General features: G+C 62.8%; 10 protein-coding genes and 1 pseudogene. 8 read left to right on the top strand and 3 right to left on the bottom strand.

Translation table 11 applies throughout. The features are described 5' to 3' along the window. Window positions 1-72 precede the first annotated feature (72 nt). The 8 genes from TU80_RS24565 to TU80_RS24600 all read left to right on the top strand — a co-directional run bounded on the left by TU80_RS24565 (window position 73) and on the right by TU80_RS24600 (window position 10463). On the top strand, window positions 73-954 hold the full coding sequence (locus tag TU80_RS24565; protein WP_046383954.1) for an alpha/beta hydrolase family protein: 882 nt from the start codon (window positions 73-75) through the stop codon (window positions 952-954). A 183-nt stretch (window positions 955-1137) separates the two neighbouring features. After that, on the top strand, window positions 1138-2721 hold the full coding sequence (locus TU80_RS24570; protein WP_046383953.1) for an ABC transporter substrate-binding protein: 1584 nt from the start codon (window positions 1138-1140) through the stop codon (window positions 2719-2721). 9 nt (window positions 2722-2730) lie between these two features. Continuing rightward, on the top strand, window positions 2731-3672 hold the full coding sequence (locus TU80_RS24575; protein WP_057005586.1) for an ABC transporter permease: 942 nt from the start codon (window positions 2731-2733) through the stop codon (window positions 3670-3672). Beyond that, window positions 3669-4547 carry an ABC transporter permease gene (locus TU80_RS24580; RefSeq protein WP_046383951.1) on the top strand — a complete coding sequence of 293 codons (879 nt, stop codon included), beginning with the start codon at window positions 3669-3671 and terminating at the stop codon, window positions 4545-4547. Before TU80_RS24575 ends, TU80_RS24580 begins: the two co-directional genes overlap by 4 nt. 2 nt (window positions 4548-4549) lie before the next feature. Next, window positions 4550-6175, top strand: coding sequence for an ABC transporter ATP-binding protein (locus tag TU80_RS24585; RefSeq protein WP_046383950.1), 1626 nt, complete (start codon window positions 4550-4552; stop codon window positions 6173-6175). Between the two features lie 128 nt (window positions 6176-6303). Then, window positions 6304-7584: an OprD family porin gene (locus TU80_RS24590; RefSeq protein WP_046383949.1), complete on the top strand. Its 1281-nt coding sequence runs from the start codon at window positions 6304-6306 to the stop codon at window positions 7582-7584. A 110-nt stretch (window positions 7585-7694) separates the two neighbouring features. Next, the gene (gene aptA / locus TU80_RS24595; RefSeq protein WP_057005587.1) at window positions 7695-9026 is read left to right on the top strand and encodes an omega-aminotransferase AptA; all 1332 of its coding nucleotides are present in this window, start codon (window positions 7695-7697) and stop codon (window positions 9024-9026) included. Between the two features lie 18 nt (window positions 9027-9044). Then, the gene (locus TU80_RS24600) at window positions 9045-10463 is read left to right on the top strand and encodes an aldehyde dehydrogenase family protein (RefSeq protein WP_057005588.1); all 1419 of its coding nucleotides are present in this window, start codon (window positions 9045-9047) and stop codon (window positions 10461-10463) included. Window positions 10464-10611: 148 nt separating this feature from the next. Here the strand turns inward: TU80_RS24600 and TU80_RS24605 are convergent, their stop codons facing one another. The 3 genes and pseudogenes from TU80_RS24605 to mhpE all read right to left on the bottom strand — a co-directional run. Then, a complete protein-coding gene (locus tag TU80_RS24605; protein WP_046383946.1) occupies window positions 10612-11883 on the bottom strand; it encodes an OprD family porin in 1272 nt (423 codons plus the stop codon). A 75-nt stretch (window positions 11884-11958) separates the two neighbouring features. Further along, window positions 11959-13164, bottom strand: a complete 1206-nt coding sequence (gene mhpT, locus TU80_RS24610; protein ID WP_057005589.1) for a 3-(3-hydroxy-phenyl)propionate transporter MhpT — start codon at window positions 13162-13164, stop codon at window positions 11959-11961. Window positions 13165-13248: 84 nt separating this feature from the next. Beyond that, window positions 13249-13601, bottom strand: a pseudogene (gene mhpE, locus TU80_RS24615) (4-hydroxy-2-oxovalerate aldolase); the annotation flags it as partial.

Below are 13601 nucleotides of genomic sequence, written 5' to 3' on the forward strand. Positions count from 1 at the left end.
AAGGTAATTTAGATTTTCTTTCGTCTGGCGCGGCAGAATACTGGACGCTGTTCTGGAAGCAGCGATGACCCTATGAAAAGCCAGTCGAATGAAGCAATCAATCCCGCCGCCGATGCAGTGGCGAGCCAAGCCGCCAAGAGTGTTTATCACCTCGGCGCCACGACGGTGTACTCGCACACTGCCGATAGCCGTTTTGCCTACACGCTGTATGTACCCGCCTCGATTGAGGACCCTGAGCGCCCGGTCGACCTCGTGGTGTCGTTGCACGGCTCAACCCGGGCCATGGAAATCTACCGCAATGGCTTCGCCGAATTTGGTCGTTGGAACGATTGTGTGATTCTGTCGCCACTGTTTCCGGTGGGGGTGCTGGGAGATGGCAACGGCGACGGTTACAAGCAATTGGTGGAAGGCGATATCCGTTACGACCAAGTCCTGCTGGACATGGTCGCCAGCGTCGGCCAGAAGTACAACCGCCGCTTCGATACGTTCGCCCTGTTTGGTTACTCCGGTGGCGGACAGTTCAGCCACCGGTTTTGTTACCTGCACCCCGAGAAGCTGTGGGCCGCCTCGATCGGTGCGCCAGGCTCGGTGACCTTGCTGGACCCCAAGCAGAATTGGTGGGTCGGTGTGCGCGACTTCGAGACCCGGTTTGCCAAGCCACTGGACCTCGACGCCCTGCGCCAGGTGCCGATTCATATGGTGGTGGGCGAGGCCGACCTCGAAACCTGGGAAATCACTCACCGCGAAGGCGGCAAACATTACATGCCCGGCGCCAATAGCGCCGGTTGCACGCGGCCTGAACGGCTGGCGGCACTCAAGGCGAGTTTCGAGGCTCAGGGGGTCAAGGTGCGTTTCGATGTGCTGCCCAATGTGGCTCATCAGGGGATCAAGGCGATGCCGGCCGCCCAGGACTTTTTCGCCGAGGTGCTGCGAGTTCGTCGCGGCCGGCGTTGATCGATACCGCTGTAAAGAGGTGCAAGGGGCGTAATTGACGTCCCTGATGATTGCGTTGGTATCTGACAAAAGTACGCGCGATCGGTTGCTATAAAAATAATCACGACCTACCCATTCCGCTCCCGGCCCTGCCCATGGCTTAGTCCATCGACCGGAAAATTTTGTTCAAGGAGTCTTTCTCCCATGCATCACTACGTCAAAAAAGCCCTGTATTTCGGCGTGCCGACCCTCAGCCTGTGCCTTGCCGCCCTTACTCTGCAAGCCGGCGAACCGAGCCTGATCAAGGTTGGCTTCAACGGTGATATCCGCAGCACTGAACCTGGGGTCAATCGCGATGAAAACTCCGATGCGTTCATCATGCACATCGTCGAAGGTTTGGTGGCCTACCGCGAAGATGCGTCAGTCGGGCCGATGCTGGCTAAAGACGTCACGATCTCGGACGACGGGCTCACCTATACCTTCACCCTGCGTGAAGGCGTCAAGTTCCAGAACGGCAAGCCCCTGACCGCCGAGGACGTGAAGTGGACCTGGCAGCACTACCTCGACCCGAAAACCCAATGGCGCTGCCTGCCGGAGTTTGATGGGCGCGGGGTCTCGAAAATCCTCGACATCTCGGTTCCGGAACCGCTCAAGGTGGTGTTCCGCATCGATAAGCCCAACGGCGTGCTGCTGGCGACCATGTCCCGGCCCGACTGTGGCGGCAGCGGCATTGTGCATCCCGATTCGGTCGCGGCCGATGGCACCTGGATCGCGCCGATTGGCACCGGTCCGTTCACCCTCGGTCAGTGGAAGCAAGGCCAGTACGTCGAGTTGAACCGCTTCAAGGACTACACCCCGCGCGCCGAAGCGAAGCCAGACGGCTTTACCGGGAACAAGCAAGCGTTCGTTGACCGCGTGCGGTTTGTGGTCATCCCGGACGCCGCCTCGGCCAAGGCCGCACTGCTTTCCGGCGGTGTCGACGTACTGCCGGACGTGACCGCAATGGATGAGGCGGAGTTGAAAAATGTCCCCGGCATGCAGGTACGCACCAGCCCGGTGATGACGCTCGGCGGGCTGCTGTTCCAGACCCGTGACCCGTTGCTCGGCGACGTGCGTATTCGCCGCGCCGTGGCGCTGTCGCTGGACTATTCGCAGATGGTCGCAACGCTTTCCAATGGCCTGTCCACCGTCAACAACTCGATCATTCCGACCACCAGCGCGTATTACGACGCGACGGCGCATACGGGTTACCCCTACGACCTCGACGAGGCCCGGCGCCTGCTCAAAGCGGCGGGTTACCACGGCCAGCCGATCAAGCTGATCGTCAACAAGCGCTACCCGCAGATGTTCGACATGGGCGTCTTGAGCCAGGCAATGCTCCAGGCTGTCGGGGTGAATATCGTGCTCGAAACCCTGGAGTGGGGCGCCCAACTGGAGCGTTATCAGAGCGGCAACTTCCAGATGATGGCGTTCTCGTATTCGCCACGCTTTGACGCGGCGCTGAGCTATGAGTCGGTGACGGGGAACAAAGACAAGGAACCGCGCAAAGTCTGGGACAACCCCAAGGCGCTGGTGTTGTTGCGTGAAGCCCAGAGCGAGTCCGTCGCGCCAAAGCGTCAAGCGCTGTTCGATCAATTGCACACGCTGATGCTGGCCGATGTGCCAATGGTGATGATTTACAACGGCACCAGTATCGGTGTCGTAAAAGCCGGCATCGAGGGCTATCGCTCCTGGCCGATCTCTAAACCGCGCCTGTGGGGCGTGTCGCTGGCGGCAACATCAAAGTAGGGCGTTCCCATGTTTCGATTCATATTGCATCGGCTGGGGATGGCTGTGCCCACCCTGTTGCTGATATCGGTGATGGTGTTTGCACTGATCCGCTTCATCCCCGGTGACCCTGCATTGTTGATGCTGGGCGACATGGCGGATGCCCAGAGCCTGGCACAAATGCGCAGTTCGCTGGGGCTGGATCACTCGGTGGTGACCCAATACCTGATCTGGATAAAGTCAGTGCTCAGCGGTGACTTGGGGTTCTCCATCAGCACGCGACAAGCTGTATTGCCGCTGTTGCTCGAGCGCTTCAGTGTCAGCGCGACGATTGTACTGGTAGCGGTTGCGTTGGCCACGCTGATTGCCGTGCCGGTGGGCCTATTTGCCGCCTGGAAGCAGAACAGCGCGATGGACCTGGGGCTGGTGGCCGGCGCGACGTTGTTGTTGTCGATTCCCAGCTTCTGGCTCGGCCTGCTGCTGCTGTACGCCTTCGGGATCAAGCTGGGCTGGCTGCCGGTGGTGGGTTACGTGATGTTTGCGGATGATCCGCTCAAGGCGATCACCTATCTGGTGCTGCCGATTGTCACCCTGACCCTGGTGGAGTTTGGCGCCATCGCCCGCATGGCCAGGGCCAGCACGATTGAAGTGCTGCGCCTGGACTATATCGCCCATGCCCGCGCCAAAGGCTTGTCCGAAGGTGCGGTGCTGTGGCGCCATGCCTTGCGCAACGCCTTTGCGCCCACCTGGACGTTGGTGGGCTTGATCCTGGGCAACCTGCTCGGCGGCATTGCGGTGCTGGAAACGGTGTTCACATTGCCGGGTGTCGGGCGCCTGATGGTGGACTCGATCTTCGCCCGGGACTATCCGGTGTTGCAGGGCTGCTTGCTGCTGATTACCTGTATCTACGTGCTCGTCAACCTGTGTGTCGACCTGCTGTATCCGCTCTTCGACCCGAGGGTGAAGTTATGAGTGCCAAGCGAACGCTGCCAGCTGAGCCGGCGCGGAGTGTCGCGGCGCCGGCCCGACGCGCCTGGCGTTACCCGCCACTCAACGCCCTGATCGGCGGGGGCTTGTTACTGGTCCTGATCGGCATGGCCTTGCTCGGCCTGGTCTGGACGCCCTACGAGCCGTTGCGCCTGGACTTGCTCGCGCGGTTCCAGGCGCCGAGTGCGGCGCACTGGCTGGGCACCGATGAGTTCGGTCGCGATGCCTTGAGCCGGATGATGATGGGGGCGCGCACCAGCCTGTGGATCAGCCTGCTGTCGGTGAGTTTCGCAGTGGTGGCCGGAACGCTGATCGGCATGCTGGCCGGTTACCTGCGCGGCTGGACCGACCGGGTGCTGATGATGCTCAACGACGCCTTGCTGGCATTCCCCGGGATCCTCATGGCCCTGGGGATCATGGCGATCATCGGCGCCAGCCAGTACGGCATCGTTCTGGCCTTGGGGATCGCCTATACGCCGTCGGTGGTGCGGGTGGTGCGCGGCAGTGTGTTGTCGCTGCGCGAACTGGAGTTTGTCGAAGCCTCGCGGGTGATCGGCAACTCCGAGTTCTACACCATGCTGCGGCACATTGCGCCCAATTGCCTGGCACCGTTGTGTGTGTTGGCCACCAGCATGTTCGGTTGGGCCTTGCTCTCGGAAAGCGCCTTGAGCTTCCTCGGGCTGGGTGTACCGCCACCGGCGGCCACTTGGGGCAGCATGTTGGCGGCCAGCCGGCCTTATATCGCATCGGCTGCCTGGCTCGGGATCTTCCCCGGCCTCTTCATCAGCCTGGCACTGCTTGCCATCAACCTGTTCGGCGATGCCCTGCGCGATCGTCTCGACCCGCGCATGAGGAAATGATCATGACTGTTCCTACTGCCTTGCTGTCTGTGCAGCACCTGAAAATCCGTGCGGGCGTGCAAGGCCAACTGGCCGTCGACGACCTGAGCTTCACAATGGCCCCGGGCGAAATCGTCGCCCTGGTGGGCGAGTCGGGCAGCGGCAAAACCATGGCCGCACGCGCAGCGATTGGCTTGCTGCCGGCGCCGATGCAGGTGTGTGGCGGACGTATCGAGTTCAAAGGCGTAGCGCTCGACAGCCGCGACGCTCCCGCGATGCGGCGGGTGCGTGGCGCGCAGATCGGCATGGTCTTCCAGGAGCCGATGGTCTCGCTCAACCCATCGTTGACCATCGGCCGGCAAATGAGTGAGGCCCTCAAGCTGCACACCGACCTGGACGCGGCCGAAATCCGTCGGCGTTGCCTGCAGATGCTGCAACGCATCGGCATCAAGGACGCCGAGCGTTGCCTGGCGTCATACCCGCACCAGTTTTCCGGCGGTATGCGCCAGCGCATCATGCTGGCCTCGGTGATGCTGCTGCGTCCTGCGTTGTTGATCGCCGATGAGCCAACCACGGCCCTGGACTGTCTGGCGCAGTTGGACGTCATCGAGCTGATGCTGGAGCTGACCCGCGAGCAGGGCACGGCGATTCTGTTCATCAGCCATGACTTGTCGCTGGTTGCGCGTTATGCCCACAAGGTAGTGGTCATGCGCAACGGCAAAGCGGTCGAGCAGGGCGGCATCCAGGACATTCTGCTGGCACCGCGCGCCGACTACACCCGTCAGTTGCTGGAGGCCTTGCCCAGCCGCGGCGTGCTGGCGCCATTGCCGCCCGCCAACGGGCCGTTGCTCGAAGTCCGAGGTGTGTGCATCGAGCACCCGGGGCCGCGTTCGTTCTGGGGCAAAAGCCTTCCAAAACGCGTGGTGCATGGGGTGGACCTGAGCATCGCGCCTGGCGAAACCCTGGCCCTGGTTGGCGGCAGCGGGTCTGGCAAGACTACCTTGGGGCGGGCGGTGGTGGGGTTGGTCAACCCCTGCGCCGGGGCTATCCGCTTCAAGGGCGTGGACATCCTCAAGGCCGCGAACCGCGTACACCGGTTGCAGTGCCAGATGATTTTCCAGGACCCGTATTCCTCCCTCGATCCGCGCATGAAAATTGGCCAGATTCTGGCTGAACCCCTGCGCCACGAGCCGGGCATGAGCCCCGCGCAACGTCGGCAGCGTGTCGCCGAAACGCTGGTGGATGTCGGGCTTGCCGAACATTTCGTCGAACGCTTTGCCCACCAATTATCCGGTGGGCAGCGTCAGCGCGTGGCAATCGGGCGGGCACTGGTGCGACGTCCGCAGTTGGTGATTGCCGACGAGCCGATTTCGGCGCTGGACATGACCATTCAGAAACAGATTCTGGAGCTGTTCGAACGCTTGCAGAAACAGTACGGCTTTGCCTGCCTGTTCATTTCCCATGACCTGGCGGCGGTAGAGCGTATCGCCCATCGCGTTGCCGTGATGAACCAGGGCGAAGTGGTCGAGATCGGCGACCGCGACGCGATTTTCGACACGCCGCAACACCCTTACACCCAGCAGTTGTTGGCTGCCGCCAGCCCGCTGGAACGACTGGCTGGCGGAGGCTATCGCATCCGCACGCGCTAGGCATTGCTTCACCCAGGACCTGAACGCTGTCCCGCCTCGCGTCAATCGCCGATTGACGTGACGGGCAACGCCATGCCCGAAGAAAACAAAAACATCACCCAACCCCCGTACTGCCAGGAGCCAGCACCATGAAAAACACCATCACCCATGTCGTCACCGGAGCAGGTCTGATCGGCGCCGGTTTACTGCCTGCGTTCGCTCAGGCGGATTTTATCAAGGACAGTCGTGCGTCACTGGAACTGAAAAACTACTACTTCAACCGCGACTACCGCGAAGGCACGGGCCAGTCCCAGCGCGCGGAATGGGCGCAGGGCTTTCTGCTTAACCTGCAGTCTGGTTTCACCGAAGGCACCGTCGGTTTTGGCCTCGACGCCGTCGGCATGCTCGGCTTGAAACTCGACTCGAGCCCCGACCGTTCCGGTTCAGGCCTGCTGTCGCGCAACAGTGAGCCAGAACCGGGCAAACCCAGCTACGCCCGGCGCGCGCACGACGAGTATTCCAAGTTTGGCGTGACCGGCAAGGCGCGCTTTGCCCAGAGCGAGTTGCGGGTCGGCTATATGGTCCCGGACCTGCCGACATTGCAACCCAACCTCAGTCGCTTGTTCCCGCAAAGCTTCAGCGGTACCGCGTTGACCTCCAAAGACCTCAGCGGGCTGACGATCAGTCTCGGCCAGTTGGACAAGGTCAAGCAGCGTGACTCGACCGACTACGAGGACATGGGCCTGACCAGCCAGTCCGGGGCCTACAAAAGTTCGGCCAAAAGTGACCGGTTTCGTTACGCCGGCGCGGATTACAAGCTCGGCGCGAGCACCTTGGCCAGCTACCAGTGGGCGCAACTTGATGGCCTGTACAAACAGCAATACCTGGGCCTGAAAAACAGCTTCGGCCTCGGGCCCGGGACGGTGAAAACCGACATCCGTTACTTTGATGCCAGCCAGGATGGCGCGGGGTTGGCGGGCAAGGTGGATAACCAGGCGCTGAGCACGCGCATCGGCTACAGCCTGGAGGGCCACAGCCTCAGTGGCGGCTATCAGGCGCAATACGGCACGACGCCGTTCACTTACGTCGACGGCACTAACACCTACCTGTTCACCGAATACCAATTGAGTAACTTCTCCCAGACCGGGGAGCGCACCTGGCATGCCCGCTATGACTACGACTTCGCCGCGCTGGGGGTGCCCGGGCTTCTGTTTTCGACGCGCTATGCCAATGGTGACAACGCCAAAGTCAAAGGCTTCCAGGGCGAGGGCCGCGAGTGGGAACGCGACTTCAGCCTCGGCTATGTGGTGCAGAGCGGGCGCCTGAAAAACGTCTCGCTGCGTTGGCAGAACGCGAGTGCGAAAAGCAACTACACCCGTGACACCAACGAAAACCGCCTGATCCTGGGCTACACCCTGGCGCTCTGGTAGGCGTCGATGCCATGCACTGCCGTAGGCGCCGGCTTGCCGGTGCCTACAACCGATCTGCGTTGTGCTGTGCGGATTGAGGTTTTTTCATCACCGATCATCAAGGAGCGCCCATGAGCGATCTTTCCGGCAACACCCCTACGTCCCAGGCCGCCTCGGCGTTTTGGGCGCCGTTCACACCGATGCGCCAGTTTCAAAAGCAGCCGATGATGTTCGCCAGCGCCGAGGGCATGCATTACACCACCACCGATGGCCGCCGCATTCTGGATGCCATGGCCGGTCTGTGGTGTGTGAATGCCGGCCACGGCCAGGCCCGAATTGTCGAGGCGATTCGCGAATCGGCCGGGCGCCTGGACTTCGTATCCTCATTCAAAATGAGCCATCCCCACGCGCTGGAAATGGCTGAGCGCTTGATCGCCATTGCCCCGGCCGGCATCGAGCAGGTGTTCTTCACCAACTCCGGTTCCGAAGCGGTCGACACCGCGCTGAAGATTGCCCGGGCCTACCATCAGGCGCGTGGCGATTGCCGCAGGACCAAGTTCATCGGGCGTGCCAAGGGCTACCACGGCATGGGGTTCGGCGGCCTTTCGGTGTCTGGGCTGGGGCGTCAGAAGCGCGATTTCGGGCCATTGCTGGGGGAGGTCTCGCACCTGCCCTTGCCGTATGACGCGAGCATGCGCTTTACCGCGGGCCAACCGGCCACTGGCGTCGAATACGCCGATGCGCTGACGCAGCTGTTGGAAGTGCAAGACCCGAGCACGGTGGCGGCGGTGATCGTCGAGCCGGTCACCGGTTCCGGCGGTGTCTATCCGCCGCCACAGGGGTATTTGCAGCGGCTGCGCGACATCTGTACTCGGCACGGCGTGCTGCTGATCTTCGACGAAGTGATCACCGGGTTCGGTCGTGTCGGCGCAAGCTTCGCCGCGCAGGCGTTCGGCGTCACTCCGGACCTGATCACCACCGCCAAGGGCCTCACCAACGGCGCGGTGCCGATGGGCGGCGTGCTCGTCAGCGGGCGGGTCTATGAAGCCTTTATGGCCGGCCCGGAGAACGCTATCGAATTGATGCACGGCTACACCTATTCCGCCCATCCGCTGGCCTGCGCGGCCGGCCTGGCGACGCTGCGGGTGCATGAGGAATTGGGGATCAACCAGCACGTGCTGGCGGTCAGCGATCTCTGGCAAGCGGCCGCGTTGTCGCTCAAAGGCGTCGGGCCGGTGGTGGATGTCCGCGCGATTGGCTTGCTGTGTGCTGTCGAGCTGCAAGCGTTGCCAGCCGCGCCGGGTGTCAGGGGCGCGCAAGTGGCGCAGTGGTGTTTCGATCACGGCGTGCTGGTACGGGGCTCGGGTGACACCATCGTGATCTCGCCGCCGCTGATTATTTCCCCGGAACACATCGCGCAGGTATTCGAAACCTTGCGCGAAGCGTTATGCCAGGTTGCGTGATTGAGTCGAGGAGCGGTTATGACGGATCTATTGGATTTTTACATCGACGGGGCCTGGGTCAGGCCCGATAGCCAGGTGATCGAAGCCGTGATCGATCCGTCCAGCGAGCAGGTGGTTGCGCGGATCATCCTGGGCAACGAACGCGACGTGAACCGTGCGGTGGCGGCGGCCAAAGCGGCATTCGCGAGTTTCTCCGCGACCACGCCCGAGCAGCGTATCGAACTGCTCGAGAGGATCATCGACGGCTATCAGCGGCGCAGTGAGGCGTTGGCTCTTGCGGTGCATCAGGAAATGGGCGCGCCGCTGTCACTCGCCAGAACGGCCCATGTACCGGCGGGGCTGGGCCATCTGGTGCGGGCCCTGGAGGTGTTGAAGCGCTACCCGTTCGAAACAATGCTGGGAAGCTCGCGGGTGATGCGTGAGCCGATTGGCGTGTGTGGCCTGATCACCCCCTGGAATTGGCCGCTCAACCAGCTCACCTGCAAAGTCGCCCCGGCGCTGGCCGTCGGCTGCACGGTGGTGCTCAAGCCCAGTGAGCGCGCGCCGCTGTCGGCGCTGATTTTTGCCGAGATTCTGCACGAGGCCGGCGTGCCCCAGGGGGTGTTCAACGTGGTCAATGGCGACGGTCCGGGTGTCGGCACGGCGCTGTCGCAGCATGCCGATATCGACATGATCTCGTTCACCGGCTCGACGCGGGCGGGTATCGCAGTGGCCAAGGCGGCGGCGGATACGGTCAAGCGAGTCGCCCAGGAACTGGGCGGCAAGTCGGCCAATATCCTGCTCGACGATGCCGATCTGCCCAGCGCGGTGCGCCATGGGGTGTTGGGTTGCATGCGCAACAGCGGCCAGTCGTGCAATGCACCGACCCGCATGCTGGTGCCGCGGGCGTTGCATGCCCAGGCGGTCGCAATCGCCTGCGAGGTGGCGGCCCAGGTGTGTTTCGATGATAGCCGGCCTGCCACGGCCATCGGGCCGGTGGCCAACGTCATGCAGTTCAATCGGGTCCAGCAGTTGATCGAGCAGGCGCTGTGCGAAGGCGCGTTGCTGGTGGCCGGTGGAACAGGGCGCCCAGACGGCGTGACGACAGGGTTCTACGTCAAACCGACGATTTTTGCCGATGTCGAGCCGCACATGAGCATCGCTCGCGAAGAAGTGTTCGGCCCGGTCCTGGCGATCATTCCGTATGACAGCGAGGAGCAGGCGGTGCGGATCGCCAACGACAGCGTGTACGGGCTGTCGGGGTACGTCACCTCGTCGGACCGCGAACGCGCCAGGGCTATCGCTCGACAGTTGCGTACCGGCATGGTCCATCTCAATGGTTGCAAGGCCGACCAGGACGCGCCTTTTGGCGGCTACAAACAGTCCGGAAACGGGCGGGAATGGGGGGTGTTCGGGTTTGAGGAGTACCTGGAAACAAAGTCAGTGTTTGGCTATTAGAAAGGAACAGGTTGGGGCGCCCAGATGAGCACCTGGCCGCGACGCGGGGTAACCCGGCCCGAGGCCGGGTTTGTGTTGCTCCAGAAGGCCTATGCGACGGCCACATTTGAACGATCCGCCCAGCCCAGGTGAATCACTGGGCGGTCATTCACCATAGCTTCCAGGTGTAATCGACATTCACCCGTAGCTCATTGTCGTCCCGATGGCTGGCCTGGGCGGCGAAATCATTACGGTACCATGCGTTGCGCACGCGCAGATTCAGGCCTTTAAGGGGTGTGCTCTGAAGCACATAGTTCAGTTCGATATCTTTTTCGCTTTCCTTCAGGTTGCTGCCGCCCAGTTTGGGTAACTCAATGTTGTCGCCGCTGACGTAACGCAGCATGCCATTGAGCCCGGGCAAGCCCAGCGCGGCAAAGTTGTAGTCATAGCGCACCTGCCAACTGCGCTCCTTGGGGTTGAGGAACTCCGAGCTCAGCGTGCCTTCGGTGATGACCAACGGCTCGGTGCCGAACAGGTAAGGCATGGCGGTCTTGCCGGTCAGTTGCATGTAGCCGGCGCCGAATTTGTGCGCGCCCAGGCTGTACGTCAGCATCAGGGCGGCGTTGCGATTGTCCACGGGGCCGGCCTTGGCGGCACCGTTTTCACCGGTGACGAACAGGCGCACGTCGCTTTTCAGGCGGCCGGGGCCCATCGGGCGATTGTCGACGAAACCGTAGAAATCCTTGCGATAAAGGTCAGCCAGTTCGGCGTGGTAGTACTTGAGCGTCAGTTGCGGCGACCAGGCATAGTCGCCGCCGAGGAAGGTAAAACGGTCGGATTCGGCGGCGCCATTGAAGCGGCCGTTGGGCGAGGCTACCGACATTTTCTGGTAGTGGGTGGAGTCGCGCAGGTTGATGCGGTCGAGCCAGCCGACGTGCAGGGTCAGGTTGTCGATCTCCTGGGACTTGAGGTACGTGCCGCGGAAGGTCTGCGGCAGCAGGCGGGTAGGGCTGGCGAAGGCGATTGGCAGAAACGTGCTGATGGTCCCCAGTTGCAACTCGCTCTTCGAGGCCCGGGCCTTGGCGGTCAGGCCCAGCTCCGAATATTCGCTGGCCGGTTCACGGGTCTGGTGGTTGTACGGTAGCAGGCCGGTGCCCGTGCGTGCGGGCGAGGAGTCCAGACGTGCGCCCAGCAAACCCTGGGCGTCCAGGCCGAAGCCGACAGGCCCTTCGGTATAGCCCGAGCGCATGTTGAGAATGAAGCCCTGCGCCCATTCGCGGGCAGCCGCCTGCGGCGTGGCGTTCACGTAATTGCGATCGAAGTAATAGTTGCGTATCACCAGATCGGCCTGGCTGTCGTCGACAAAACCGGCGGCGCAGGCCTGGTCTACGAAAAAAACGCAGGTGCAGGCGCTGACGCCCCGAAAGAAGTTCCTGAGCATGGCAGTGTTCACTTTTATTGTTGTAGGGGTAAGCCCCGCGCCATCGTGGCGCGGAAGGCGAGTACGGATTGGCGCTCAGTCAGCCGGGCAGCGGTTGCGGCGCAGCGACAGGTAAAACATCGCCAGCGCGGCGATGACAATGCCGGGTGCCGAGGCCATCATCACGCCCGTGGTGCCCGTGCCCAGTGCGAGCATCTTGCCGGCCACCAACGGGCCGCTCATCGCACCCAACCGGCCAATGGCGACGGCGCTGCCGACGCCCGTGGCGCGAATTGACGGACGATAGAAATGCGGGGCCAAGGCATACAGCACACATTGCCCGCCCGTGGCGAAGAACCCGGCGACGAAGCCGGCCGCCAGCATGCTGTGCCATTGGGTGGCCATGCCCAGCGCAGTCAGTGACGCGAGGATGCCGAGGTAAATCAGCGCCGACAACGCCCAGGCCGGCAGGCGATCCATGACCCAGCCCAGCAACAACGTGCCGGCCGCCGCGCCAAATTGCAGCGCGAGCATCACCCAGCTGGCCTGAGAACCGCTGAAGCCTTGGCCGACCAACAGGCTCGGCAGCCAGTTGATCAGGATGTAAACCACCATGAGCGTAAAGAAGTAGCTGACCCAGATCATCACGGTCGGCCATGCCGCGCCCCCGCGGAACAGCCCGCTGGCCACACTGATCGGCGCGGCGTCGCGCACGCTGCGAAACGCCGCGGATTCCGGCAGATAAACCCCCAGCAGCGGCACGATCAGCAGCGGCACGATACCGCCGACGTAGAACACCACTTGCCAGCCGCCGGCCAGTTGCGCGATGCCAATGCTGGCCGCCAGCGCCGCGCCCAGGGGCACGCCGCAATACATCAGGCTCACGGCGCTGCCACGCAGGCGTGGGCCAGCCACTTCACTGGTCAGCGCGATCAGGTTAGGCAATGCCGCGCCCAGGCCGACGCCTGTGAGGCAGCGCGCAACCAGCAGGCTGTTGAAGTCCCAGGCCATGGTCGTGACCAGCGAGAACAATCCGAATAGGGCCACCGAGGCCATCAACACCCGTTTGCGGCCGATGCGATCAGCCAGCAAACCGCCGAGAAACGCTCCGGGCAGCAGGCCGAAAATGCCGGCGCTGAAGACCCAGCCCATGTGTAGTTTGTCCAGTTGGAACGCTGCCGCCATGCCTTGGGCGGCGATGCCCGAGGCTTGCAGGTCGAGGCCTTCCATCAGGGCGACGAGGAAGCACAGACCGATGGTCCGCGCCATGTACAACGGTGTCAGCACGTTTAGCGATGTCATGGGAAATACCCGTTTTATTGTTGTAATGGGCACAGCAAAACCGTCCGGCCGCTGCGTGGGCGACCGGACGGGGGGATGCACGGTTCAGCGTTTGAGCAGGTCCAGCGCGACGTCGACGATCATGTCTTCCTGGCCGCCGACCATCCGGCGTTTGCCCAGCTCGACGAGGATGTCCACGGTCTTCAAACCGTACTTGGCCGCAGCGATTTCGGCATGGCGCAGGAAGCTCGAATAGACCCCGGCATACCCCAGCGCCAGGGACTCGCGGTCGACCCGCACCGGCCGATCCTGCAACGGGCGCACGATGTCGTCCGCTGCGTCCATCAAGGTGTAGAGGTCGGTGCCGTGGTTCCAGCCCAGGCGTTCGGCGGCGGCGATGAACACTTCCAGCGGCGCGTTGCCGGCCCCGGCGCCCATGCCGGCGAGGCTGGCGTCGA

It is taken from the genome of Pseudomonas veronii, from assembly GCF_001439695.1.
Classification (GTDB): Bacteria; Pseudomonadota; Gammaproteobacteria; order Pseudomonadales; family Pseudomonadaceae; genus Aquipseudomonas; species Aquipseudomonas veronii.

Bases quoted from the DNA above. Each gene is read 5' to 3' on its own strand.
- TU80_RS24565 (WP_046383954.1), top strand. From the start codon at position 73: ATGAAAAGCCAGTCGAATGAAGCAATCAATCCCGCCGCCGATGCAGTG.
- TU80_RS24570 (WP_046383953.1), top strand. From the start codon at position 1,138: ATGCATCACTACGTCAAAAAAGCCCTGTATTTCGGCGTGCCGACCCTC.
- TU80_RS24575 (WP_057005586.1), top strand. From the start codon at position 2,731: ATGTTTCGATTCATATTGCATCGGCTGGGGATGGCTGTGCCCACCCTG.
- TU80_RS24580 (WP_046383951.1), top strand. From the start codon at position 3,669: ATGAGTGCCAAGCGAACGCTGCCAGCTGAGCCGGCGCGGAGTGTCGCG.
- TU80_RS24585 (WP_046383950.1), top strand. From the start codon at position 4,550: ATGACTGTTCCTACTGCCTTGCTGTCTGTGCAGCACCTGAAAATCCGT.
- TU80_RS24590 (WP_046383949.1), top strand. From the start codon at position 6,304: ATGAAAAACACCATCACCCATGTCGTCACCGGAGCAGGTCTGATCGGC.
- aptA (WP_057005587.1), top strand. From the start codon at position 7,695: ATGAGCGATCTTTCCGGCAACACCCCTACGTCCCAGGCCGCCTCGGCG.
- TU80_RS24600 (WP_057005588.1), top strand. From the start codon at position 9,045: ATGACGGATCTATTGGATTTTTACATCGACGGGGCCTGGGTCAGGCCC.
- TU80_RS24605 (WP_046383946.1), bottom strand. From the start codon at position 11,883: ATGCTCAGGAACTTCTTTCGGGGCGTCAGCGCCTGCACCTGCGTTTTT.
- mhpT (WP_057005589.1), bottom strand. From the start codon at position 13,164: ATGACATCGCTAAACGTGCTGACACCGTTGTACATGGCGCGGACCATC.